This is a genomic window from Pseudonocardia sp. P1 (genome assembly GCF_000178675.2).
Taxonomy (GTDB): Bacteria; Actinomycetota; Actinomycetes; order Mycobacteriales; family Pseudonocardiaceae; genus Pseudonocardia.
This window is the reverse complement of the sequence record NZ_ADUJ02000002.1, coordinates 381488-406601: the sequence shown is the minus strand read 5'-3', so window position 1 is coordinate 406601 and position 25114 is coordinate 381488. Positions and strand designations below refer to the sequence as shown.

Genomic DNA, 25114 nt, shown 5'->3' with positions numbered 1-25114 from the left:
GTCACCGGTGCGCGGTCGCGCCGTTGCGTCGCGCCGGGCCGGTAGCCTCGGCCAGCTCTGCCTCGGACTCCACCGCGGCCTCAGCGGACCCGGCGGGGTCGGGGACCGAGGCCAGGCGTCGGCTCGTTCCACCGGTGGCCGGGTGCGGGGCCTCGTCGGGTCCGCGGAGGCCGGCGTTGGTGTCGAAGATGGCGCGCTCGGTGGCGGAGAGCACGGTCTGGATCTTCATGCCGGGTGCGTTCTCCATCTTCCACAGCGCCCGGCCCGGGCCCTCCATCGCCCACCCGGTGATCACCGCCTGTTCACGCTCGGACAGGCCGAGCTCCTCGGCGAGCTCGTCGCCGACCCGGGTGGACTGGCCGAGCAGGATCCGCGAGCTGCACAGGGCGAGGAGGTCCTTGGCGATGGAGACCTCCTGGGAGCCGGCGGCGCCGACGGAGAGCAGGTCGGAGGGCTTGTGCATGACCAGGAGCTGGATCTTGCGTTCCGCGCGGGAGAGCCGGAGATCGGAGTCGACGGCCTGCACCGCGCGCAGCCCGAGGCGCATCTGGCGCCAGACCTCGTCGCGCACGACGATGCGGACGTCGCCGTCGTCCTGCAGGTCGGTGATCATCGACGACCATGACCCCAGGCAGGTCAGCGCCACCGCGATCGCCTGATCCCCACGCGAACGCAGCAACGACAGATCCATCGACTGCACCGGCGCGTCCCAGTCGAGGTCGAAGTTCGTGGGCTCGTCGAACAGCCCGGACAGCGGCCCGACGACCAAGTTCGAGAGGGCGTCGGTGATCTGGCGAGTGTGATCGACGAACTGCCGGTGGGAGGCAAACCGCGTGGCCTGCCACAGGTCGTCGTCGGGATCGGCCAGCTGGGCCACGACCTGAGGGATCGTGATCGGCCGCAGCTCGGTGTAGCCGTCCGCGGCGCCCACCAGCCGCCGCAGCACCGTCGAGATCACCAGCTCGTCGGTCACCGACGGGGCGTAGCCCTGGGCCTCGGCCAGAGCGGTGAGCAGCCGGGTCCAGCGGGCCAGGATCCCGGTGAGCTCCTCGTTCTGCCGCTCGGCATCCCATGTGTTCCAGCGGGCCCGCAGCGGGCCCAGGTCGAGGGCGTTGAGCCGGTGGTGCGAGCCGCGCCCGAGCGCGATCGGTGTGATCCCCAGCGAGCGCAGCAGCGGCGTGTACTCGCCCTTCACGTCGCCGGAGATCAGCGAGCGGACGCCGAAGAGCATCATCCGCAGCATCAGCGCCACGACCGTGCTCGACTTTCCGCGGCCGGGTTCGCCGAACACCACCAGGTTCGGATTGGTGACCATGCCGCGCAGCACCCACTCGGTGGGGTGCACGTAGAACGCGCCGCCGGACTGGGTGTCATAGCCCAGCCGCGCCCCGATCGCGGGCACGCCGTTGGAGGCCAGCAGCGGGAACAACCCGCCGACCTCGGCGGTGGTGGCCTTGTAGACCGGCGCCCGCCGGGCCGCATCGACCGCAGCCCAGCCCCGGCCGGGTTCGCGCGGGCCCTGGCGGGGTGCGGAGGCCTGGTTGACCCGCTGCCGGCGCCCCCGACGGGCACCCTCCTCGTGCTCGTCCGCCGGGTCGAGGTCGGGTGTAGGAGCACTGGTGGGGATGCCGTCTAGGTCGGTGAACTGCGACAGCAGCTCACCGGTGCTGCGCGGTTCGACGCGGCGGCGCCGTGAGGCACCGAAGGGGCTGAACAGCCGGCTCATGAGTCGAAGGCCCTCTTCTCTCGGGGGAGCCCGATCCCGACCGGCAGGGCTGCGGCGACGAACGCCGAGTCCTGGGCGAGTTCGAGGCGCAGCAGGTGGAACCGGCCCGAGGCGTCGTTTTCCAGGCGGGCGGCGTGGTCCTCGACGTTCCAGTCCGCCGGGACGGTGATGGCCGAGGCGACGGTGAACCGCACGACGGCGTGCCCGGCGGCGACGGCGGCTTCCTGGTCGCGGGCGCCGCGCTGGCGCCGCGAGTCGACCGCGGTGGTGTTGAACCCGCGCTGGGCCTTGGCGTCGACGAGCACGTTGTTGCGGAACCGGTCGGACTTCACGAGCCGCGCGCCAGCGGCGGCGGAGAGGATCTCGTAGTGGATCTGCAGGGTGCGCCGCTCCCCAGCGGTCCGGACCGCGAGCAGCGGGCCGAGCGAGCCGAAGATCGTGCCCGACTCGGGTGGCTGCACGGCGTAGGCGACCGAGGAGTAGCCGTCGTGGTGGTACGCCCGCGCCGCCGGGGTCGGGGCGAGAGCGGGTCCGGCCTGGGAGATCGGCAGCCCGACGGTGCCGTCGGGGTCCGGGCCGGTCAGGTGCCGAAACGAGAGCCCGGCTGCAGCGGCGGGGTTGAACCCGGTCTTGATCGCCTCCGCCACGCCGGTCGAGGACAGCCAGGTCACCGACTGCACCCCGAGCCCGCGCAGCCCGTCGGCGACACCCTCCAGGAGCCGGTACAACGCGTAGGCCCGTCCGGCGATCCCACCGCCGGCGGCCTTCGCGGGCCGGCGTAGCGCTTCCTCGGTGCCGGAGACGGTCACGAACAGCTCGGTGCGCACCGAGACCGACGCGACGTCGCGGTCGATCTCCGCAGTCACCTGCCGCGCGAGGGCGGGGGCGTCGGGTCGTTGGTGGCGCTCGCGCCACACGGCGTACTCGGTGCCGTCGTCCGGGACGGTGCGCACCAGCAGGGAGACGCGGTCGACGACCTCGCGGTGCCCCAAACCGACCAGCAGCGAGCCGAGGCGGGCGGCGAGGCGTTCGCACTCGTCGTCGGACAGCATCCCGACCCCGGAGTGGGTCAGCTTCGCCGTGGCACCCCAGCGGCCTTCGGCGGTGTCGTGGATCAGGCAGATCCGCGAACCGTGGAACTCCGGGCCGTCGGGGAACTCCAGGCGGGCCAGCACGCCGGGCAGGTCGGGCTCGGTGCGGTCACCGGCCAGGCCGGCGGCGGCGCGCGACTGCCAGGGCGACCAGCGCATGAGGACTCCTGTCTGGAACATGACCAGGTCGGCCAGCCACCGGAACGCGGGGCGGCCGTGGATCGGGATGAGGATCAGCACGGCGACGATCGCGGCGAACACGCCCCAGGAAAGGGCCTGGGACCACTGGTTGCGTGACATCGCGATCAGCGCGGGGGCGGAGACTCCGATCAGGAGGAACGCCTGGACCGGGGTCATCCCGGCGATCCAGCCGATGCCTTCCTTGTGGTTGAGCCCGCGGTAGACCCGCGGGCCGGGGGACTGGCCGGTTGTCATCAGGTGGCCCCGCTACTGGTAGTCGTCGTGACGACGACGGCGTAGTTGGTCATCGGCGGCCGTCCTCTCGGTTGTCGTCCCTGGTGGGCCGCTCGGGTTCGGGCACCGGCGTGGATGACGCCCCGTCCGTGCCGGCGTTCGCCGGAGGGGGCTCAGGAGGGTCCTGCGGTCCGCCGGGACCGCCCGGTCCTCCGCCGCCGCCGGGCGGGCCGGGGTCGGGCGGGCTCGGATCCACCGGCTTCGGCTCCGGACCGTCATCACCGCCGCCATCACCGCCACCGTCGTTGTCGCTGCTCGAGATCTGCGCGATCCGGCTCGATGTCGCGCTGTAGGCGCCACCGGCGGACGAGCTGATCTGGGCGCCGCTCGCCCCGGCGGCCGGGGCCGGGCCGGGGTGACCGATACCGGTCTGGGCCATCTGCGACGACCCGTAGCCCCCTGCGGCCTGCCCGGCGGCCTTCGTGGCCAGATAGCCACCGACGACCGCCGCGGCCACGGCACCACCGGCGACACCGGCACCAGCCGCTGCGCTGCCCGCGGCCCCGCCACCACCAGTGGCTCCGCCACCGGCCGCGGCACCGCCACCAGCGGAACCACCTGCGGCGCCACCCGCGCCGCCGGAGGCTCCCCCGGTCGCGGCGGTGCTGCCACCGAGCTCACCGCCCGCGGCACCACCGCCGGAGCCGCCACTGCCGACGTCGTAGGCCTTCTGCGTGGCCCGCGCGTTATTGATCATCTCGCTGGTGCCGTTGTCGCCACCAGCCTCGCCAGAGCTGCGCGACCCACCGGCGGAACGCACGGCCATCCCGGCCCCGGTGCCGGGATCGACGAAGGCCAGCAGCCGGTAGAGCACCATCGGACAGAACAAGCTGATCAGCAGCACCGCCGTGCCGGCCAGCAGCCCGGCCACGCCCTGAGTGCGGGACATGATGTTGACCCCGATCACCACCACTAGCGCGAGGGCGGGCTTCATCAGGATCGCGGCCAGGATCCAGCGCACCGCGCGCCAGAACATCGACGCCGTGGAGTCGGAGATCAGGCAGGCCGAGGCGATGGGGATGGTCGCGATCAGCACCATGATCGCTGCGGCGCGGAAGATCATGGCCAGGGCGAAACCGAGCGCGGCCGGGATGACCCCGAACAGCGCCGCGATGCCCAGGATCATCGACCGGACGCCGTCCTCGACGTCAGCGCCGAGGTTCGGGTTCTCTCCGAAGCGGTCCGCGACCGTCTGGTTGTCCAGGACGGCGGTGAAGCTGCCCTGCTCGCCCAGGTTGGACAGGAACATTGTGGTGAGTCCGTCGGCGCCGGTGAGCAGCGCCGCTACCGCGCCGGTGGTCACCGCCAGGGCGATGCCGAACTGGACCGGGCCGGTGACGGCGCGGAACATGCCCCGTCCGCCCCGCAGAGCGACCGACGCGAGTTGGTAGAAGAACAGGCCCAGTGCGATCAGGGCGGCCAGCCAGATCATCGTCGACCACAGCGAGCCCAGATCCACCGCGGTCTCGGCGCCGTCGGGCGGTACCGGTGGGAAAGTGCCGTCCGGCAAGGGGATGGGGTCGGGGTTGTCGTCGTCGTTGCCGGTGATCGTGCCGGGTTCGACCCGCGAGACGGTGTCGGCGATCTCGAAGCCGCCTTTGAGCAGCCAGATCGCCGAGTCCCACACCGCCTGCATCGCGGAGCTGAACGCCGACTCCGCGATGGACCCGGCGAAGTCACCGACCAGGCTCCCGCCGCCTCCACCGTCTCCGGCGTCTCCACCCCCGCCTGGCGGCGGAGCGGGATCCTGGGCAGGCAGGTACCAGGAGGTGAGGAGGCCGGTCATCGGATGATGTCCCGGTAGCCGACCGAGACGGCCTCGTCGCTTCCCGGCCAGGTCGCCGGGGCGACCCAGGCGCGAGGGCCTGAGGCGACCAGCCACTGGTCGCCGACGCGGCGCATCGGCAGGCAGTTGCCCAGCCCGCCGGTGGCCACGCGGCCCTTGTAGTCGGTGACGAGTTCTCCGAGCACACACGTCACGACGTAGTTGCCGTCGTCGGTCTTGCCCTTGACCAGCGCCGAAGTGGGAGTCCAGGTCACAGTCGCTCGGGTCGCGCCGGTGCGGGGCATGTTCGCCGCGCGCCGGAACGCGACCAGGTCCTGTGAGGCCGGGGTCTGGGCCGCGGGTGCGGCACCCGGCTCGGCGATGGAGTTGTAGGCCTGTGCCCAGACCTGCGGGTCCGCGCCGGCGAACCCGACCCGGGTCAGCTCCACCGCCTGGGCGATCGCACCTTGCTCGGTGTCGGGAAACCCGGTGGGCACCAGCACCCCACTAACCTGCTCGGGCTGAGGCAGGGTGATCGGAGCGCCTGCGCTGCGCGTCGACAGCGTGTGCGGCAGCGCGGCCTGGTCAGGCACCTCGAGCATCGGCGCTCGCGCCAGCCCAGCCTCAGCCTCCGGGCCGGTACCGCTGCCGGTGCCCCCAGCGTCGTCAGCGCCGGTCGACGACGGCGGGCGCTGGTAGGTGGAGCTGGGCTCGTCAGCACCGAACATGCTGGCCAGCGACACGACCACCCCGACCAATAGCGCCACGACCAGCACGGCGGCGCCGCCGAGGATCAGCAGCGCGCGCCGGCGACTCCCGCTGGCGGGTGTCCGGTCGGTGTTCATCAAGCGGGCCATCACGCGGCGGAGGCGGCGAACTGGGAGACCAGGGTGTAGCCGAGCCCGAACAGCACGGCCAGGGCGAGGCTGCCGACGATCATGCGGGCGCCGAGGCGCCCGGACCCGTGGTGATCCCAGAGCCGCCCGGCGGTCGCGGCGACGATGCCGCCGAAGAACAGGCCGAGGATGCAGATCCCGGCGATCCACCGCACATAGCTCACGACGTTCGTGATCGCCTGGGATCCCGGCGGGGCAGCAGGATCGGGGTTCGGGATAGGGCTGTCCTGGGCCGGGAGCAGATGGATCTGTGTAATGGAGTCGCTGATCAGGTGGGGGATGGACATCAGGTGCCTCCGCAGGCGGTGGGGGTTCGAAGGTGGGTGTTGGGTCTGGTCAGCGGCGTCGTGGGGACGTGACCAGGCCCCAGGAAGCGAGCAGGGGTCGCACGGCGTCGACGGCGCGGTCGGGGCTGGGGTCGTCGGTGACTCCGGCGATCTCCCAGCTGCGTTCGTGGGGGACGAACAACGCCTCGTCGATCAGCGCAGCAACCCGAGGACCTGCAGCGCCGGCGACACCGGCCGGCCATTTCCGGGCTCCGTTGACTACGAGCTGGAAGACCGGGGTCGCGACGCCGCGATGGACCCACGGATCCAGGCGGGCGAGGAGCTGCTCGGCCTGGCGCAGCGACGGCCGCGTCGCACGCACGACGAGGATCGGGCGCTGCGAAGGCAGCCCCCGACGCAGCCAGCCCCCGGCGCCGTAGATCGGGGTGGCGGCCGCGCGCCAGCCTCCGTGCCCGAGGTCGACCACCGTGGTGTGCAACGGATCCGGCGCCGGATCCGGCAGCCAGTCCGGCGGAATCGGCACCATCCCCGGCGTGATCGTCGGCAGCTGGGTCTCCAAGCGGGCGACCAGGGCGTCGTCGCGCCAGCTGTAGCGCACCGACACGTGCTCGTTGACCGTCCGCAGCCAAGGACCCTCCTGCGAGGACGCACACGCCAGCCCGGAACGGGCGGGATCGTCGGCGTCGACCAGCAGCGCGCACCGCTGATCGGCCTGTAGCGCGTCGGTGATCGCGGCGGCGACACATGACGCTCCCGCCCCGGCAGAGCCGGCCAGGACCGGCACGAGGGCCCCGAACGCTGCCCAGGACACCGGCCGGGTGTCGGGGAACTCGGTCCGGGCCCGCACGTGGACGGCCTCGGTGGCCGCACCGAGCTCCGTGGCGGTGTCGGCCGGGTCCGGGCCGGGTCCGCCGCTTGCGGCGGCCGCGGAGGTGGCGTCCACGATGGCTTCGTTGTCGACCGGGCCCAGATGAGGGGCGCGAGCGCGGGCTGCGGAGCCGAGGCGGTGGTTGAGCTCGAACGGGCTGCGCGGCGGCCCGGCTCGGTCTTGCTGTTCGGCGGTCGTCATGAGCTGCTGCCTCCTCGTGGGGCGATCTGGGCAGTCCTCGCGTCGGGTTGGGCGGAAGTGGGTGGGGTGGTGATCTGGGAGGCGGAGTCGGCGGCGTCGTAGACGCCGCGGGCGACCGGCCCGAAACGTGGGGAGACCAGGGCGGTGTCGTCACCGCCGGAGACCACGCCCACGACCTGCCCGCGACCGGTCGCGGCGTCGGGGCCGACGATCCACGGGCCTCCCGAGGCGCCCTCGGTCATGTCGCAGTCCAGGGCGAGGACCTCGGCTGGGGTCGGGGCGGTGGCGCGGGCGAACGGCTCGGCTGCGGCGTTGCCGGTGCAGCCCCGCAGCGACTGGCCGTCGTAGCTACCGAGGGAGGGGTAGCCGAGTGCGGCGACCTGCACGGTGTCGGGTGTCGACCAGCGGATGCCCTGCGCGCCGAGGGTCTGCTCGGGCAGGACCCCGTCCCGCGGGAGCAGGGACACGAAGGCGAAGTCGGTGTCGGCGGCGACGTCCTCGATGGGGCTGTTGGCGTCCTGCCAGGCCGGGGGAACGTAGGCGGTGTCCACGGTCCAGCGGCCGTGGGGTTCCTCGCCGGCGGCGTAGCCGGGGATGAAGGTCGCGCCCTCGACGCGCCAGCCGCCGTCGAGCCACACGCAGTGTGCTGCGGTCGCGAGGAGTCGGCGGGATTTGGAGGCGACGACGGTGGCCGAGCACTGGTGGCGGCCGCCGTCGACGACCAGCACCCCGACCGACGAGGCGGAGAGGCCGCCGACGATCGGTCCGGCCTGCCCGCGCCCGGGCGGCGGGTCCTGGAGCGGGGACCTCGGGTCGGCCGACCCCCACGGCGCGGCCGACCCGAGCCCCACCACCCGGCCCCCGTCAGGGGTGCCGGAGGTCCACAGCACGACGGCCAGGGCCACGGTCATCACCGCGGCCACCGACCTCGTGCTCCACCTGGTCATCGCCATCGGATCAGGCGATGCCCAGCTTCTTGGTGCAGGCCGGCCACGCGCCCCAGCCCTGCTCGGCCTGCACCTTCTCTGCGACCGCGATCTGTTCCTCGCGGCTGGCCTGGTGCGGGTCGCCCTGCCCGCCGAAGGCCTCCCAGGTCGAGGGGGCGAACTGCAGGCCGCCGGAGTAGCCGTTACCGGTGTCGGTCGCCCAGTCGCCGCCGGACTCGCATTCGGCGAGCTTGTCCCAGGTGGCCGGATCGGTACCGCCACCGGCGGTGGCCGTGGCGGGCTCGGCCTGTGTCCCCTCGGGGTCACGCGGTGCTTCACCTTCACCGTCGCCCGCCGGCTGCTCGGCAGTCTGGCCCTCGGGCTCCTCGGGCTCCTCGGGCTGCTCCGGACCGGCCTGATCGCCGGCCCCGTTCTCGCCGGATTCCGGCTGCTCCGCGCCGGAGCTGCCCGAACCCGAATCCGAACTCGAATCCGAGTCCGGCTCGTCTCCGGCACTGGCGGAGTCGCTCGACGAGCCAGAGCTACTCGAGTCGCTCGGTGAGCTGGAGCTGTCCGTCGACTCGGAGCTGTCCGAGCCGCTCGAGCTGTCCGAGCTGCTCGAGCTGTCGGTGCTGGTGGTGTCCTGCTGGTCGCTGGCGGTGCTGAGGTCGGCGTCGTTGAGCTTGTCGAGCAGCTGCTCGGCGACCGGGTCGGTGTCGGCGGCCTGTTCGGCCTGCTCGGTGAGCTTCTCGACGCTGGAGTCGATGCTCGCGGCCGGCTGCGCCGCACCGGACCCCGACGACGAACCCGATCCGCTGGCCTCCTGCGCACCCGAGCCCGTGCTCTCCGAGCTGCCGGCGTCGGATCCGCCGCCGCGGCTGATCGGGCTACCGGGCTCGGTGCTGCCCGCCCCGGAACTGTCGGAGCTGCTGCTCGACGAGTCCCCGGTCCCAGAGGATTCGGTGGAGCTCGACGAGTCCGAGGGCTCGGAGCCGCTCGAGTCCGACCCGGGGTCCGACCCGGGGTCCGACGTGCCGGAGTCGGAACCGGTGCTGCCGGCCCCGGAGGAGGTCGAGTCGTCGGAGCCGGTCGAGCCGGCCGCGGATGAGTCGTCGCTCGAGGAGCTGCTGCTGTCGTTCGATCCGCTCTCGGAGGAGCTGCTGTCGCTGCTGGGCGAGCTGGAGCTGCCCGAGCCGGACCCGGAGCGGAGCTCGTCGAGCTTGTCCAGGTCGGCGGAGTCGGCGCCGAGCTTCTCCAGCTGGTCGCGGTCGAGGACCTGCAGCACCGAGTCCTGCAGGTCACCCGCGCCGGCGTCCGGGCTGGCACCGAGGGCCTGCATCAGCTCGCCGACCATGTCCATGGCCGCCCGCGCCTTGTCCAGGTCGTCGGCCGACCCGCCACTCGAACTGCTGGAGCTCGACGACTCACCCGAGTCCGCTCCGGCATCGGTGGATCCCGAGCTGGAACTGCTGCTGTCGCTCGATCCGCTCCCGGAGGAGCTGCTGTCGCTGCTGCTCGGCGAGCTGGAGCTGTCGTCGGAGGAGCTGGGCTGCTCCGCGCCGGTGTCGCTGCCGGTGTCGTCGCCCCCGCTCTCGGTGGCGTCGGGATCGGCGCCGCTGTCGGTGTCCTCGGTCGAGCTCGATCCGCTGTCACCGGACTCGTCTGCCGCGTCCGGGGGCTCGTTGCTGGTCGAGGACTCCGGCTCGCCACCGCTGTCGGGCTCATCCGCATCGGCGCCGTCCGGCTCCGCGGCCGGTGCCGCCGGTGCCGCCGGTGCTGCGGGGGCTGCTGGGGCGGCCGCGGGTGCCGGGGCGGGCTTGCGGGGTGCTGGGGCGGCCGCGGGGGTGTCGGCGGTGGATGCGGCGGTGGCTTCGGCCTGGTCGACGCAGGTCGGGGGCAGTGCGGGCTCGGCCTGGCGGGTCGGGTTCGACGCGGCCGGACGGCCGGAGGAGGAGCTGCCCGAGCTGTCGGCCGCGGGTGGCGGTGCGACGGCATCACCGACCGCGTCCCCGGCGGACTCGACCGCGCCCACGGCGCTGTCCGCGGCGCCGCCGAGGGACTGGCCGATCCCCCCGATGGGGCCGGGCGCAGACGGCGGGGGTTCCTTGGGGAGCAGGTCGGCCGGGGTCGGTCCGAGGCCGGCCTTGGCCAGCCGGGCGGCGACCGCGCGGATCGTCGGGTCGGTGTGGTCGAGGGCGTTGAGCTGGTCGGAGGTGTCGACGGCCTTCTGCCGCCATCCGGCGGGCTGGGTGGCCGGGGTGAACCCGAGCCCGGAGATCTCGCGGGCCAGGTCCTGCGCCCCGGGGTCGGTGGAGACGGTGAGGTCGGTGAGCAGGGCGCGGGTCTGGGTGCGGGTCTCGCGGGCCGCGGCTAGCTGGCGGACTGTCTTGCCCTGGTTGCAGGACTCGGCGACCAGCCCGAGCTGCGCGGGCAGCGGGGACAGGGTGAACGCCGTCCCGCCCAGCAGGGCGCCCGCGGTCAGGACCGCGACCGCGGAGCGGCGCGCGACCGGCCCGCGGGCCGAGGACTGCGGGACGTGGTCGGCCCAGGCCGGGCGGGGCTTACGCGAGAAACGCATGGTCAGGTCCTTCGTCGTGTGATCGGGGGCTGTCGCACGAGCCGGTCGGGATACGGGTCAGGAATCGCCACGCGACTCACCACCGGAGCCGCCATCGCCGCTGCCGGAGCCCGAGCCCGAGTCCGAGTCGGCGCCTGAGTCCGAGTCGGCGCCGTAGTCGGAGTCCGAGCTGGACTCGCCGGAGCCACCGGTGGAGCTCTCTGCACCAGCGCTCACTCCGCCGCTGGTCTCGCCGCCGTCGGAGCTGTACTGGCGGACCCAGTCGACGTGCATCTCCGCGCCGCCGGCGAGGTCGCCGCCGAAGTTGTCGAGCTGGATGGTCAGGTGCATCGGGCCGGGCGGGTTGTGTGAGGGGTCGGTGTCTTCGAACCACGGCTCGCCGTTGACCAGGTAGGTGATCTTGTCCGGGGTCCACTCGACGGCGAAGGCGTTCCACTCGGTGGCATCGACCTGGGTGGTGCCCTCGGTCTGGGAGTTGTCGGCGCCGTAGTGCAGGAACCCGCCGACCTCCTGGCGTTCGGGGTCGGAGATCTCCATGAAGTCGACCTCGCCGCCCTCGGGCCAGTCCTCGGCGGTGGGCCACAGCAGAAACAGCGTGTGCAGATCGCTCGCGCCGGGTGGGGACTGGGCGCAGCCCTCCCACCGGCCGAACTGCTGGGAGTTCGCCGACCAGGCCATCCCGCCGGCGTCGCCGTTCTCCGAGCCGGTGATGGTCAGGATCCCGTCGGCGACACTGATCGCGTCCGGGGTGCGGACGCCGTTGCCGCCGTGGCCGGGGCCGTCGTACATGTTCCAGTCCCCAGAGACCTCGGTGCCCTCGAAGTCGTCCTCGACCTGCGGCGACCCCCACCCGAGCTTGTCCGCCGCGGTCGTCGGGCACTTGCTCTCGGATCCACCCGTCCCGGATCCCGAGCCGGCGCCGTTCCCCGCACCGCCACCGTTGCCCGAACCCGAACCCGAACCGTTTCCGCTCCTTGAACCGGAGCCGGATCCTGAACCGTTCCCCATTCCATTGCCCGAGCCCCAGCCGGTGTCGCCACCGCTGTTCGAGCTGCCGCTGTAACACTCGTCGGGGACGAACGCGGACTGGTCGGCGCCGATGTCGATCAGGTCCTGACGCAGCTTCTCCGCCTTCGGCGAGGTGTCGCCGGACAGCTCGGCGAGCACGTGCACCACGGTGATCCGGAAACCGCAGTCGACCCCGTCCTGCGGCGCAGCGGCAGGGCTCAGCCCGGACGCGGCCAGCGAGGTCGTCAGCGCCAGCGCGGCACCGACCAGCAGGTTGGAGCTCATCAGCCGCGGAACCCGTGGGCGGCCAGCCCGGTGGTGCGCCGGCCCTGGAAGCCCTCGGCCACGGTCGCGGCCAGGTTCAGCGCCGCGTCACGCGCCGCCGGGGACAGCGCGTCGAGGTCGACGATCCCGCCGGTGGACAGGTGCGGGTCGGCGGGCAGCTCGACCACCGCGCGGCAGCGGGCGCGGAAGTGCTCGCGGATGACCGACTCGTCGACATACGGCGAGGACCGGTCACACGAGAGCACCACTACCGCGTCCTGGGCGAGCTGGCGGTAGGGAAACCGGCCGCGAGCGTCTTCGTGGGTGGCGAGCCACTGCAGCGTGCGTGAGGCCCGCGAGGCGCCGTCCTGGGTGGGGGCGCCGACGATGACCAGGGAGTCGGCGTGGCGCAGGCTGCCCTGCATCGCCGAGTGCACGACGCCGGTGCCCGAGTCGGTGATAAGGGCTTCGTAGTAGCGCGACAGGGTGCGCAACACGGCCTCGTAGTCCTCGGCCGAGAACATCTCCGACAGCTCCGGCTCCTGCTCGGAGGTCAGGACCTGCAGACGTCCGGCGAGGTGGGTGTAGCCCGAGAGCTGGGTCGAGGACCGGATCTGGTCGAGGTTGTCGAGCAGGTCGCGCACGGTGGTCTTCGAGGCCTGCTGTTCGCCGACCAGGCGGTCGCCCAACGTTCCGGCGTCGGGGTTGGCGTCCATCGCGATGACCCGGTCGCCGCGGTGCTCGGCCAGCGCGAGTCCGAGCAGCGCCGAGACCGTGGTCTTGCCGACCCCGCCCTTGATGCTGGACACGACCACGCTGTGCGGGCCGGGCAACGGGGTCCGGATCTTGCCCAGCTGCTCGCGCAGACGCTCCTCTGCATCAGACAGCCCGGGGTTCCAACGGCCGCCCGAGAGGGCATAGACCGCGGCGCGCCAGCCCTGCTTCGGCGGGGACTTACGGACCCGTACCGCGTTGGAGAACACGCCACTCTCGTCGTCCCACGGCGGCCGGAACTCCTGCGCCGCGGGTGCTGCGGACTCGGCCGGCGCGGCAGGCATGGCGGGCGCGGGTTCCGGAGCCGGTGCCGGTCCGGGTGGGGGAGCCGTGACCGGCGGAGCGGACGAGCGCGGCTGGGGTGCCGGTTCGGGTGCAGTCGCCGGGGTAGGGCGAGAGTCCGGCTCGACCGGCCTGTGGCTCGCAGCGGAGGACTGGCCCGAAGAGGGCGCGGGTCCGGCGGCCCAGGCCGTGCTGGCGTTGTCGTTGAGCCAGGACGGCTTCGACTCGTCGGGCTTGACGTGATTGGTCGACATGAGCGGCTTCCTCTGGTGGGGGTCAGGAGGACTGGTCGGCGACCAGGTGCGGGTCGACGACCAGGCGGCCGTCGTCGGGGTCACGGGTGATCGGCACGGTCATGCGCACCCAGTTCGCCTCGACGGCGACCCACCCGGGATCGGACTCCGACGGCGCACAGGACGGGCCGACCACCCCGGCCGGCTCGCTCTCGGCAGCGTCGCGGGGTGTCGGCGACTCGGGCTGCGGACAGGCGCGCGTGTAGGTCGTCGCACGGACGACGACCTCGACGAACACGACCGTCTCGGAAGACCGGTAGATCCGGCCCGGCAACGGTGAGTCGGCGCGCTGCCTGCCCACGCTCGACCATCCCCAGGTGCGGGCCTGGGGATCGGCGAGCAGAGGCCGCAACACCTCTGCCCGACGGCTGGGGTTGTCCTCGTCGAAGGACTGAAAGTCGGCGGCGAACCGGCCGGCGAATGCCGCGGCCTCGTGGTCGGAGATCGCCTCCAGCGAGCGGATCGAGCGGGTGAAGGCCTGCTCGGGCGGTCCGGACCGGGCCAGCGCCGTCGGGCGTGGTTCGGAGCGACGGTCGGGTCGGGCCCGTGGCGGCGGCATCGGCAGCTCCGCGTCCAGGCGGACTTGCGGTGCGGCCAGCTCAGGGTCCGCTTCCACGGGGTGGGGCGGCGGCGCAGTGAGTAGCGGGCTGGATCGGGTAAGTCCGGCCTGTCCGCCGATCTCCGCGCGTACCCGGGAGGTCAGGACACCGGGGGCGGCCTCGGCGTTCCCCGGAGAGCTCGGCGACTCAGGCGGAGTGGTGCCCCGAGGCGGAGCGGGGCTCGCCGGCGACGAGGGAGTGCCTGCCGATTCGGCTTTCCCGCGCGTGGATCGAGGCCGGACCACCGAGCCCAGGGGGACAGCGGATGCCTCGGCGCTCGTGGACAGCGGAGCGTGCTCCAGCCCCGGCGCTGTGCGCCACCGCGGCGCCTGTCGGGTCTTGGCCTTGGGCATCGCTACCGGCCCGCCCCTCGGTCGAGGTCGGTGTGCGGTGCGGCCGCCATGCGGTCGGGCACGGCACCCTCCCTTCTCGTAGTAGTGCTAGTGCCGCAGACTCCCTCCTAGTAGGAATCAACGGACGCAACTATCCTGTCGCGATTTTTCGGTGTCAATGGGTTCTGACCAGGCCGAGCGCTGGCATATCGGTGGCGCCGTTCGGTCCTGGTCGGGCGGCAGGAGGGGAGGGCGGTACGAACCGCGACCTCGACTTTCTCCTACTGGTTGACCCGGCTACCGTCGCTCCGTTGCGTCAGCAGGAGGACCACCGTCGTGGTCGCCGTCGGTCTGGGAGGAGGGGGCGCGTGCCGGACGAACGATCCAGTGGTGCGGCGCGGACGCTCGGAGACCGGCTCAATCGCCTCGTTGCGACGGTGCATCCCCCGGAGCGGGGCCCCTACACCGACGAGGAGGTCGTCGACGGGATCCGCTCCGTCGGTGGGCCGAGCCTGTCGGCGCAGTACTTCAACCACCTCCGCCACGGCCGTCGGGACAACCCGACCAAAGCCGCCCTGGAGGGGATCGCCCGCTTCTTTCAGGTCCCGGTCGGCTACCTGTTCGCCGATGAGTTCAGCGAGACCGACGACGCGGACCGCCACATCCTGACCGTCGTGCGGCGGGCGAACCTCGAAGACCTCGTCGAGCTGCTCGGCGAGCTGCCCCACGAGACCAAGGACTCGGTCGTGCGCATCGTCGAGGACCTGCACCGGCTGCACAGCTCCGGGCATCGTCCCCGCCGGGGCTAGGACGTATCCGAGCGCACCTGTGCCTCCAGGGTCAGATGGATGGCCAGGGTGGAGCGACACAGCCGAGCGGCAGTCGCGAGGTAGTCGCCGACCGCCCCACTGACCTCCTCGACCTGATCCGGAGCCAGCTCGGGGCCCTGATGGCGTCGGAGCACGGCCATCGCCTCGACCGCAGTCGTCGCGACTTCGGCGAGGTCAGCGTCGAGCGCGGTCAGCAGCGACGCAGTCGGAGAGGCAAGCAGGGCGATGACCTGCTCGCGCGTCTGAGCCAGCTCGGTGTGGTGGCGAGCCCGTTCGCGGTGAAGCAGCAGACTCACCGGGTCGACGACGTACGCCGATTCGCTTGCGTCCCGGGCGGCCGGCGGGCCCACGAGCTCGTCCACATCACCCTCCCCTGTGGTGGGGCGCGGGCTCGGCCGGGCGGGCTCAGGGACGCCAGACGTCGCGGTGGTCGGTGCGGAGGTCATCGCCCAGCGCCTCTACGCAGACCGCCTGATCCAGGATCACATTGAGTCACGACGTCGCCCCTCTCGACTCTCGGCATCCGATCGGAGCTGTACTCGATCGGCCGAACAGTCCGAAACGTAAACTCATATAGAACGATCGTCAAGTCGGCTCTCGCGCGGCGCGCGACGCCGGGGCCGACGTGGAGTAGTGGGCACTCGCCGGCCGCTCCGGCTAAGGCCAGCGACGGGTGCAAGGCGGAGCGAGCCGCGTGAACTGCGCCGATGGGATCCGACTAGCCGTGCGGCGAGTCCTGCTGCGCTCGATCCGGCGTGGCGCGGCGGGCCTTGGTAGTTGTAGCGTCACCGGCTAGCCTCTACCCACGTAGAAAGGGGGAGCGAGTTGACTGCATCGACTGCATCACTGGTTGTCGGCTGCCGATCTCGCGCCGGACATGACTGATAGTGACCACCCGGCCGGTGCCGAGGCCGTGGGCTCGTCGGCAACACTCGCGGACAAGCTGGAGCAGCTGTTCCTGAACGTCAACGACCCGACGACCGGTAAGCCCTACAGCAACCCGGGCGCGGCCGCGGCGATCGAGCGCATGGTCGGCGAGCTCCCCGAGGACCAGCGCGCTGGTCGGGTCATCTCGCACCAGTACATCTGGCAGCTGCGCAAGGGCGTCAAGAACAACCCCACGATGAAGCACCTCGAGTCGCTCGGGGCGCTGTTCGGGGTGGGCGCGGACTACTTCCTCAGCGAGACGAAGTACCGCGAGATCACCAGCGAGCTGTCCACGCTCAAGACCCTTCAGGAATCCGGCACCGCGCAACTGGCCTACCGCGCCCGTGAGCTGTCACCGGCGGGCCTCGCCGCGGTCGAGGCCGCCCTGGAACACGCACGCTCGCTGGAAGGCCTGCGCCCGGGCGGCGACGACCCCACCGGCGAGAGCAAGAAGAAGCGGACCTTCTGACCAGCACCACCTCCTCCCGGCGGTGCTCGCCTCCGGGAAGTCGACCACGGGCCTCGCAGGCCTCTGCGCCCGGTTTACGCTGCGGCCGTTCGTGATCGCTTTGGATCCACGACGCGGCAGACGGGCACCACGCAACGAGGGAGGACCGCGATGGACGGGGCGGCCGTCGCGTCCGGGCAGCAGCCCGGACTGACGTTCACGGCACCACAGCAGTTGTTCGCCGACCAAGAGCGCGAGACGCGGTGGCGAGCGCGGGTCAACGGGCTGGCCATGGGGCTTCCCCGATCCGCCGGCCGGCGGCCCGAGCGCAGCGTGCTGGGCAGCAACCGCTCCGGCACCCACGAGCTGTGGCTGTGGGACCGCGACGAGGACACCTTCCAGCAGGCCACCTCGCGAGACGCAGGCACCGAGCACGGTGAGCTCTCCGCCGACGGCGAGTGGCTGTGGTGGTTCTCCGACACCGGCGGCAACGAGTTCGGCCGCTGGGTCCGCCAGCCCTTCGGTGGTGGCGAGGCACACGACGTCGCCCCCGAGGCCGGCGACGGGATCGCCAGCGGACTCGCCCTCGGCCACGGGCCGAAAGGACCGGTCGCCGTGTTCGCCCTCGCCGTTCAGGAGGGCATCAGGGTATGGCGCCAGTTCGACGGGCAGCCGGCCGAGGCGATCTACCACCACGACCAGGACGGGATGTCCGGGCCGCTCTCGGCTGATGCCACCCGCGTCGCGATCCGCCACTCCGAGCACGGCGACGCCAGCACACCGGGCATCCGGGTGCTGGACGTGGCCACCGGGGACTCGCTGGTCGAGATGCGCGACGAGGGCCGGCTGCTGTGCCCGCTCGGCTTCGCGCCCGCCCCGGACGATGCGCGGTTGCTGGTCCGCCACGAACGCTACGGCCGCGACGAGCTGCTGCTGTGGGACACCGACACCGGTGAGCAGTGCGAGATCACCATCGACCTGCCCGGCCAGCTCGACGCGATCTGGCTCGACGCCGACAACCTGGCCGTGCGCCACACCCACCATGGCCGGGCCACGCTGCAGCGGTGCCGTCTCGACGGCAGCGAGCTGACCCAGATCGGCCCCGACGAGGGGTGCGTGCTCGGCGTGGCCCGCCGACCCGACGGCGCCCTGGAGTACACCTGGACGTCGTCGCAGACCGCCACGCGGGTCTACCGCTGGAGCCCCGAGCAGGGTGCGACGTTGATGTTCCCCGACGACGAGCATGCCCCACCGGACGGTGCCCCGGCCTCGGTCGAGTGGGTCGAGGGCCCCGGTGGGCCGATCCCGGTGCTTGTCGTGCGCCCGACCGCGGCTCCGGCCGGGCCGGGCCGGACGCTGTTCTGGCTCCATCCAGGGCCCGACCTCGACGACGCCGATGTGTACTCGCCGCGGCTGGCGGTCTGGGCCGACGCCGGCTGGACGGTGATCTCCACGAACTACCGCGGCTCGACGGGCTACGGCGCAGCCTGGCGGCAGGCGATCGTCGGGCGCCCCGGCCTCACCGAGCTCGAAGACCTCGCCGCGGTGCACGACTGGGCGATCGCCGAGGGCATCGCCGACCCGGATGCGTGCATGCTCGCCGGATCGTCGTGGGGCGGCTACCTGACCCTGCTGGCGGCGGGGCTGCAACCCGAACGCTGGCGCGGTGGGGTCGGCGTCGTTCCGGTCACCGACCACGCGATGAGCTACGAGCTGGGCCAGGAACCGCTGCGCGCCATGGCGCGGGCGCTGTTCGGCGGGGCCCCCGACGAGGTGCCCGACCGCTACACCGCGGCGTCTCCGCTGGCAGTGGCCGAGCACGTCCGGGTCCCGATCGCGATCATCGCCGGGCAGAACGACACCCGGATCCCGATCCAACAGGTCGACGCCTACGCCGAGAAGCTCACCGCGCTCGGCCGCCCGCCTGCGGTGTTCCGATTCGGCGGCGGCCACGGCAGCCAGGTCAGCGGCACCCTCGAGGACTTCCTGCAGATCTCCGTCGCGTTCGCCGAGGCCGTGATGCACGAACAGCCGGGCGCCCCGACACCGGTCTACGGCCGACAGCCGGCCTGACCGGGTCGCGCGGCGAGGAGGAGCCCGATGAGTGCAGTGCCCACCGAGCAGGAACCGTCCGCGGAGGGCTGTCGCCGCCTGGTGATGCTGGGCCTGCCCGGCCCGGCGCTGACCTACGTGGTGACCGTCGAGGTGGTGGCCCTGGCCGCAGTGGCGACCGCATCTGCGGAGGCAACTCGTACTCAGCTCGCCGTCGCCGCCCTGCTCGTGCTGGCCTGCCTGGTCCAGCACGAGGCCGCGCTGTCGGCCGAGCGCGGCTATCGCCGCGCGACCATCAAGCGCGAGAAGAGCAACGACACCGGGCACCTGGTCACCAACTCGATCTACACCGTCGCGGCCGCCCTGCTGTTCCCGCCCTGGCTGATGGCCGCCACCGTCGCCGTGATCTACGGCTACCGGATCCTGCGGATCGACCGGCCCCGGATGCCGCGCGAGCGCGGCCCGGTCTACCGCACGACCTTCACCGCCACCACCGTCGTGCTGGCCGGAGTCGCTGCCCACTACACCGCCCGCGGGCTCGGCCTGGACCTCGCCGACGGAGCTCCCACCCTCGTGCCCGTCGTCGCCGCGCTGGTCACGATCGCGGCCTACACCGTCGTGCAGGCCGGCCTCATCGCCGGCATGGTGCTGCTCGCCGCCGGGCGCCTCGCCGCCCGCGACATGATCACCGACGTCCGGCAGCACGGCTTCGAACTCTCCCAGCTCAGCATCGGCGCGACCGTCGCGTTCCTGCTCGCCTCCCCCTCACCCTGGCTCGCGCTGCTGCTGGTGCCGACGCTGTGGCTCCTCATGCGTAGCGTGCTCGTCTCCGACGTCGGCATGGCCGACCGCGACGCCGGCCTGCTCAGCCCCGGCGCCTGGCACCGCGCGGCCACCGCCGAGCTGCAGCGCGCACGGCGCCGCAGCACCGGGCTCGGGGTGCTGGCCGTCGATCTCGACGGGTTCCGGCGGATCAACGACGCCTGGGGCGTTCGTGCCGGCGACCGGGTCCTCGACGAGGTCGCCCGGGTCCTGCCCACCGCTGTCCGCGACGGTGATGTCCTGGGCCGCATGCACGGCGAGGAATTCGTCGTCGCCGCTCCCGCCGCCGACGGCGCCGACCTGGCTGCCCTCGCCGAGCGCGTACTCACCACCATCGCTGCGATCGACCTCGCCGCGATCCTCTCGCTCGAACGCGAGGACGCTCCCGAGCTGACCGCCTGCATCGGTGTCGCCGGGTGGCCGGACAACGGCGACAGCATCGACGTGCTGCTCACCCGCGCCGACACCCAACTCCATGAGGCCAAGCTCAGCGGCACCGGCGTCGTCAGTGTCGCGACGACTACAGCGACCAGCGAGGCAGCCGCAGTGGTCGCCCGCCGGGCCGGGGCATCGCCCTGACGGACCAGCTGTGCGGCGAGCCGAGTAACGCGAAGGGGTAGCGCCACCTGATCGGTTCACTACTGGTTGAGGTCACGAAGTTATCGATCTACTGTGACCCTCCGAGGGACTGGAGGGGCTGGCCGACGTGCGGGGACGCAAGAGCAGCGGCATCGAGACCGAGCCGGAGAGCTGGACCGTCCTGGTCGAGCGGGCCCGCCAGAACCTTGCCCGCGAGGGCCTGGAGCCGTGCCCGGACGACGATGTCGATCTGGAGGCCTTCGCGGCCCGCCTCGGGCAGGTCCGCGGACTCACGATCCGGATGCTGGCCGTCGAGCTGGGGGCGGCCGCGCGCGAGCTGTGCGGGCTCTGCGTGCGGCCGTACCCGCAGGTCGCGGTCGTCTACTACGCCCACGCCGCCAGCGAGCTCTCGCGCCGTCACAACATTGCCCACGAGCTCGGGCATCTGTTCTACGACCACACCGCTCAGGCCCCCCAGCATCGCCCCAGCCTCACCCGGGCCCTGACCAACTCCCAGGACCGGATCACTGCCTGGATGGGCAGCGACCCCTCCTACACCGCCCACGACGAGGCCGAGGCCGACGCACTCGGGGCAGCGCTGCTCGGATACGGGCCCAGTCGGCGAGCCCACCGCTGGGTCGCCTCGGCCGAGGTCCGGGCCGCGGCGGCACGGTTCGAGGCCGCGTTCACGTGACCGGTGGCGCCACCCTGCACCTGGTCCTGAGTCTCACCGCCGCGGCGACGCTGCTGGTCGCGGCGCTGCTCGGGGCCCGGCGGTGCGGACAGCCCGCGGTGGGCATCACCGTCGCGGCCGGCTGTGCCGGCGTTGCGGCGCTGCTGAGCTCGGTCCCCGCCTTCTACCCGGCGGACCCGGTGAGTGTGACGGCCGCGCTCGTCGTCGCGGTCGGTTTGGCCGGAAGCGGCCTGTTCACCACGGCGGCCGCGCTGTCGCGGCGCCTGCGCGCCATGTCCCCCCTCGCGGTCGGCGGCACCGTACTGATGGTGCAGGTCCTGCTCATCGTCGACGGCGCGCTCGCCTCAGTGAGTCGGCCGGCTGCCGGGCACCACTCCCAGCTGCTGCTGCTGGTGCTGCTGACCGCGCTCTGGCCGCTGGTCGGGGCCGGAGTGCTGGTCGCGATCGGACGGCGAGTGCTGCGCTACATCGGCAGCCGCCCGATGAGGGCGGTGCTGCGCATCGCGGCGCTGCTACTGGGCCTGCTCACGGTGGCTCTGATCGGCCTGGCTGCCCTGCAGCTCACCCCGGCCTCGCTTCCCGGTCGTGCTCACCTGGTCATGATCGGCGACATCGTGGTGTTCGCCTGCGCCAGTCTGCTCGGGCTCTGCCTGATCGGGACTCGGTCGCGCCGGCGGCTGCGACCGTGGGCCGAGTCGATGACCGCAGCGCTGCTGTTCTGGCGCCTGGGTCGGCTCGAGGTACTACTCGTTGGCGCGATGCCGCGCTGGCAGCGCGGTGAGGCAATCGCCCGGCCCAGCCTGTGGCATGAGCAACCGGCCAACGCCCTCTACGCCCGCATGGTCGTCATCTGGGACACCACACGAGCCCTGCTCAGCTCCGTCCCGCCCGAGGTCGTGTCCGAGGCGGTCGACCTCGCCCACCGACACAGCTCCACCACCTCGACGGTGGGTCGGGCCGCGCTGGCCGAAGCGACCTGGCTGGGCTGGGCCCTACGCGATCCGCATGCGAGTACCCCGGTGGCCTTCCAGGTCCTCGACCAGGAACAACCACCCGGCGCCGGTGAGCTGCTCGCCGAGGCACGCTTCCAGCTCCGGATCTCCGGCCTGCTCCATCGCCGCAGCGCACCCTCCCGGCAGATCCTGCGACAGCTCGATCACGCCGCCGAGTCACCCGGCCGGGCCTGACCGAGCACCGCACTGCGCTAGCACAACCGGCAGCGAGGGCGACGTCGTTAGCCCCGTTCGCGGGCCTCGTAGCGGAACAACGTACTCAGCTGCGGCACCGTGCGACGCACATCGCCGGGCGCGGCCGCGGGCAGCGCCTGGAGCCGCTCGGCCGCCTGGTGAAGGTCGTCGTCGGTGTGCAGGCCACCCGAGCGGGCCAGGTCGGCCAGCGTGGCGATGGCCGGATCCCCGGTGGGACTGAGGTGGGCGACGCGCCACAGCAGGGTCCGCACAGCGCCTCGGGCCGCCTCGCTGTGGCCGCCGACGTCTTCCAGGTGGGCCACCAGGGCCCAGGTCGCCGGCCCGCCGGCTGCGCGGATCGCGAACAACGGCCGCGCGCCCTCCCGGTGCCGGATCGTCGCGGTCCGGCTCTGCGCGGTGCAGGCCCACACAGCGAACCCGACCGCGAGCAGCACCAACAGCAGCGACTGCACGGCGTCAGGCACCACGACCACCACCGCTGCGCAGCCGCCGACAACGCCGATCACCAGCAGCAGAAGCGGGAACCGCCGCGGCGAACGCTGAGGGGTGTGGCCGCCGTCGATGGCGTCGGAGAGCAACGCCCGCAGCAGGGGCGTCGCCAGCAGAGGATCGGCCACGACCAGCTGGCCGGAGCGGGGCAGGGCCGCGCCCCACCACCGTACCCCGGCCGCGGCGGCCGGGCCGTCGACCTCGCTGCCACTCGCCGTCACGCTGACCGCCTTCCGGGACCGATGTGCACCGCCCAACGCTCCGACGGGTCCGTCAGAGGATGACCGATTGAATACAGCACACCGTACGGGGGACGACCAGACGAATCGTCGCTCATCACCCGGGTAGGGCAGCAGTCTCACGCAAACCGATTCGGGTCGAGCATTGACATGTGGTCGGAGACGGTGAACGCCGCGTACGAGGTGTGGCTGTCACGGTTCTCGACCTCGCCGGCGGCATGGCGCAACTCGGCCGCGGGAACTCCGGCTTCCACCGCGAGCGCGACGAAGGTTTGCTCGAGTACCTCGGGGGTGATCGACCTCGTGATGCCGGCGGACGCGGCCGCGGCGGCGAGCCGCTGGCCTGCCTCGATCAGGCCGAGCCGCTCGGCGCTGGTCGCTCCGGTGAGCAGCGGACCGGAGGACCGGCCGTCCCGGGTGGCCTGGGTCGCGGCGCGGACCGGGCGACACAGCGGGATGACCGAGCGGCGACCCCAGCGGCGGGGGAGCCGGGCGACAGCGGTGCCGCGGCTGGTCGTGAGGCTCTCGACGTCGAGGCTCAGGGCCTCCTGCACCCCGATCCCGTTCACCGCGAGCAGCAGCACCAGGGTGCAGATGGGCTGATCGACGAGATCGGCGGCATCGATGAGCCAGAGCAGGTCGTGCGCGCTTATGGGGCTTGTTTCGGCTGCGGCCGCGAGCGTCTCCTGCGCTGCCGCAGGTGAGCCGCGCAGGGCACCGCAGGCGGTGGCGAAGGCGAAGAACTCGGTCAGCGCACTGCGTGCGCGGGCCTGGTCCGTCGGACCGTGCCCCACCGTGCCGCTGGAGAGGAAGGTGGCCAGGCCCGCGGCGGAGAGATCGAGTGGGCTCACGCCCTCATTCGCCGCCCAACGCTCCAGAGAGCCGAGAACGCGGCGATAGGTTCGCCGTTGCTCCGACGAACCGAGCGAGGCCGCGAACCGGGCCGACAACGCCGGATAGGTCAGCCCTTCGCTCACTGCGCCACCGCCAGGCACCCTCTCGTCGACGGCCAGGTTGGCCCGACCGTAGACGAGCGGAGCCCCAGCGGCGGTGCCCGGCTCAGCTGGAGGGCTGCTCGGGCGCCGGGATTCCCAACGGCGGGGTCCCGTTGCGCACCTGCACCCGGTTGCGGCCCGCCCGTTTCGCCGCGTAGAGCGCCTCGTCGGCGATGGCCAACAGGGTGTCGAGCTCGTCGGCCGTCGAGGGGTACAGCGCGGCGCCGATCGAGACGGTGAGCTCCTCGATCACCAGCGTGGGGGCCGCGGAGACCTGTACCTGCAGCGTCTCCACCCGGCGGCGGATCCGCTCGCCGACCTCGCGGACGGCAGCCTCGCCGCCGTCGTTTCCCGGGCGCACGGGGCCCAGGGCGATCACGAACTCCTCGCCACCGAAGCGTCCGGCGACGTCGCCGTCGCGGACCTCGCGGGAGATGACCTCGGCGACCGCCTGCAGCACCGCGTCGCCGACCAGATGTCCGTAGCGGTCGTTGACTTCCTTGAAGTAGTCCAGGTCGAGGATCAGCACCCCAGCCGCGGCGCCGTCGCGCTCGGCGCCGGCCAGGCCGCGCTGCGCGCGGGATCGCCAGCTGTCGGGGTTGAGCAGCCCGGTCTTCTCATCGGTTTCGGCGCGTGTCTCGAGCTGCCGGATGAGGGTGGTCTGTTCGAGCAGCACCAGCGGGGGAAGCAACAGCGCCAACAGCACCCAGTGGTCCGGCACGATGACTGCTGCCACCAGCGCACCCAGACTCAGCGTCGCGGTCTCCAGTGCGATGTCGCCGCCGGCCAGGATCACCAAGAACTTGCTTCCCGGCTGCGCGAGCCGGATCACGCTGACCACCAGCAGGGTGTTCGTCGCGGTATAGGCCAGCAAGCACACGACCAGGCACAACACCCCGAGCGGAGTCGCGAACTCATCGCCGATCCCGAATAGGTACTGGATGCCTGCGACCAGGTGCACACCGATGACAACGGTCGAGGTCGAATAGATCTGACGGTGCGGGGGAGTGCCGGCCGGACGGAATACCCGAAAGTACAGATGCGTGTAGACCAAGGCCACGGTCGCGGTCGCGAGAAGCGGCGGTAAGAGTAGGGCGGCAGCGAACGTCCACACCGAGCTGAGGTCGATATAGCGGGTCTCGGCTATCCGGCGCCGCATCCGCTCGGCGCCCAACGAAATCTCAGCATGCAAGCCTGCGATCACGACGATCGCGGCCGCGGTAGCCCACGCACCGGGCGCCGCGCTGATACCACCGGCGACCACCACGGCACCCGTGACCAGCCCCACAGCCGTGAGTTCGACCGTACCCAGTAACAGCCGCACTCGGGTCGGCAGCTGCCAGAGCGACCAACCCCGCAGGAACGACCGGAGACGGGAGTCTGCGGCGCCGCGCGGAGCGGATTTCTCAGTCAAGACCCTCGAACCTTTGATCGTTTTCGTGGCCCCAGCATAGTCCAGCCGATAGC

21 protein-coding genes are annotated in these 25114 nt (G+C 72.2%); 6 read left to right on the top strand and 15 right to left on the bottom strand.

Going from position 1 to position 25114, the window contains the following annotated elements:
- Position 1: 1 nt before the first annotated feature.
- From PP1_RS31300 to PP1_RS31250, 11 genes are all read right to left on the bottom strand, one after another.
- A complete protein-coding gene (locus PP1_RS31300) occupies positions 2–1726 on the bottom strand; it encodes an ATP-binding protein (RefSeq protein ID WP_010243481.1) in 1725 nt (574 codons plus the stop codon).
- Positions 1723–3252 carry an SCO6880 family protein gene (locus PP1_RS31295; RefSeq protein WP_010243479.1) on the bottom strand — a complete coding sequence of 510 codons (1530 nt, stop codon included), beginning with the start codon at positions 3250–3252 and terminating at the stop codon, positions 1723–1725. Before PP1_RS31295 ends, PP1_RS31300 begins: the two co-directional genes overlap by 4 nt.
- A 49-nt stretch (positions 3253–3301) precedes the next feature.
- Positions 3302–5077, bottom strand: a complete 1776-nt coding sequence (locus PP1_RS31290) for a type IV secretion system protein (RefSeq protein WP_010243477.1) — start codon at positions 5075–5077, stop codon at positions 3302–3304.
- Entirely contained in the window at positions 5074–5901 is an 828-nt protein-coding gene (locus PP1_RS31285) for a hypothetical protein (protein WP_139324222.1), read from the bottom strand. The genes PP1_RS31290 and PP1_RS31285 overlap by 4 nt, the downstream gene beginning before the upstream one ends.
- Before the next feature lie 11 nt (positions 5902–5912).
- Positions 5913–6239: a hypothetical protein gene (locus tag PP1_RS31280; RefSeq protein WP_033200700.1), complete on the bottom strand. Its 327-nt coding sequence runs from the start codon at positions 6237–6239 to the stop codon at positions 5913–5915.
- A 49-nt stretch (positions 6240–6288) separates the two neighbouring features.
- Positions 6289–7308: a hypothetical protein gene (locus PP1_RS31275; protein WP_010243472.1), complete on the bottom strand. Its 1020-nt coding sequence runs from the start codon at positions 7306–7308 to the stop codon at positions 6289–6291.
- Positions 7305–8261: a trypsin-like serine peptidase gene (locus PP1_RS31270; protein ID WP_139324223.1), complete on the bottom strand. Its 957-nt coding sequence runs from the start codon at positions 8259–8261 to the stop codon at positions 7305–7307. Before PP1_RS31270 ends, PP1_RS31275 begins: the two co-directional genes overlap by 4 nt.
- A gap of 4 nt (positions 8262–8265) precedes the next feature.
- Positions 8266–10812, bottom strand: a complete 2547-nt coding sequence (locus PP1_RS31265; protein WP_010243468.1) for a transglycosylase family protein — start codon at positions 10810–10812, stop codon at positions 8266–8268.
- Positions 10813–10869: 57 nt separating this feature from the next.
- Positions 10870–12105 carry a glycoside hydrolase family 16 protein gene (locus PP1_RS31260; protein ID WP_010243466.1) on the bottom strand — a complete coding sequence of 412 codons (1236 nt, stop codon included), beginning with the start codon at positions 12103–12105 and terminating at the stop codon, positions 10870–10872.
- Positions 12105–13142, bottom strand: coding sequence for a MinD/ParA family ATP-binding protein (locus tag PP1_RS31255; RefSeq protein WP_010243464.1), 1038 nt, complete (start codon positions 13140–13142; stop codon positions 12105–12107). Before PP1_RS31255 ends, PP1_RS31260 begins: the two co-directional genes overlap by 1 nt.
- Before the next feature lie 274 nt (positions 13143–13416).
- Positions 13417–13992 carry a hypothetical protein gene (locus tag PP1_RS31250; RefSeq protein WP_010243461.1) on the bottom strand — a complete coding sequence of 192 codons (576 nt, stop codon included), beginning with the start codon at positions 13990–13992 and terminating at the stop codon, positions 13417–13419.
- 740 nt (positions 13993–14732) lie between these two features.
- Between PP1_RS31250 and PP1_RS31245 the strand changes: the two genes are divergently transcribed.
- The gene (locus tag PP1_RS31245; protein WP_139324224.1) at positions 14733–15173 is read left to right on the top strand and encodes a helix-turn-helix domain-containing protein; all 441 of its coding nucleotides are present in this window, start codon (positions 14733–14735) and stop codon (positions 15171–15173) included.
- Here the strand turns inward: PP1_RS31245 and PP1_RS31240 are convergent.
- Entirely contained in the window at positions 15170–15556 is a 387-nt protein-coding gene (locus PP1_RS31240) for a hypothetical protein (protein WP_010243457.1), read from the bottom strand. The two genes, PP1_RS31245 and PP1_RS31240, sit on opposite strands and share 4 nt — an antisense overlap.
- A 515-nt stretch (positions 15557–16071) precedes the next feature.
- Here PP1_RS31240 and PP1_RS31235 point away from each other — a divergent pair.
- The 5 genes from PP1_RS31235 (at position 16072) to PP1_RS31215 (ending at position 21903) form a co-directional block, all read left to right on the top strand.
- Positions 16072–16590 carry a helix-turn-helix transcriptional regulator gene (locus PP1_RS31235; RefSeq protein WP_075315350.1) on the top strand — a complete coding sequence of 173 codons (519 nt, stop codon included), beginning with the start codon at positions 16072–16074 and terminating at the stop codon, positions 16588–16590.
- Between the two features lie 150 nt (positions 16591–16740).
- Complete coding sequence (locus PP1_RS31230; protein WP_010243453.1) at positions 16741–18642, top strand: S9 family peptidase; 1902 nt, start codon at positions 16741–16743, stop codon at positions 18640–18642.
- 27 nt (positions 18643–18669) lie between these two features.
- The gene (locus PP1_RS31225) at positions 18670–20022 is read left to right on the top strand and encodes a GGDEF domain-containing protein (protein WP_083697422.1); all 1353 of its coding nucleotides are present in this window, start codon (positions 18670–18672) and stop codon (positions 20020–20022) included.
- Positions 20023–20149: 127 nt separating this feature from the next.
- Positions 20150–20716, top strand: a complete 567-nt coding sequence (locus PP1_RS31220) for an ImmA/IrrE family metallo-endopeptidase (RefSeq protein ID WP_010243449.1) — start codon at positions 20150–20152, stop codon at positions 20714–20716.
- Positions 20713–21903, top strand: coding sequence for a DUF6545 domain-containing protein (locus PP1_RS31215; protein ID WP_010243447.1), 1191 nt, complete (start codon positions 20713–20715; stop codon positions 21901–21903). The genes PP1_RS31220 and PP1_RS31215 overlap by 4 nt, the downstream gene beginning before the upstream one ends.
- A 47-nt stretch (positions 21904–21950) precedes the next feature.
- On the opposite strand, the gene PP1_RS31210 is transcribed toward PP1_RS31215, so the two are convergent.
- The 3 genes from PP1_RS31210 to PP1_RS31200 all read right to left on the bottom strand — a co-directional run bounded on the left by PP1_RS31210 (position 21951) and on the right by PP1_RS31200 (position 24935).
- On the bottom strand, positions 21951–22634 hold the full coding sequence (locus tag PP1_RS31210; protein WP_010243445.1) for a hypothetical protein: 684 nt from the start codon (positions 22632–22634) through the stop codon (positions 21951–21953).
- A 137-nt stretch (positions 22635–22771) separates the two neighbouring features.
- Positions 22772–23629, bottom strand: coding sequence for a hypothetical protein (locus PP1_RS31205; protein ID WP_010243443.1), 858 nt, complete (start codon positions 23627–23629; stop codon positions 22772–22774).
- 82 nt (positions 23630–23711) lie between these two features.
- A complete protein-coding gene (locus tag PP1_RS31200) occupies positions 23712–24935 on the bottom strand; it encodes a GGDEF domain-containing protein (RefSeq protein WP_249266135.1) in 1224 nt (407 codons plus the stop codon).
- Between the last annotated feature and the right edge of the window lie 179 nt (positions 24936–25114).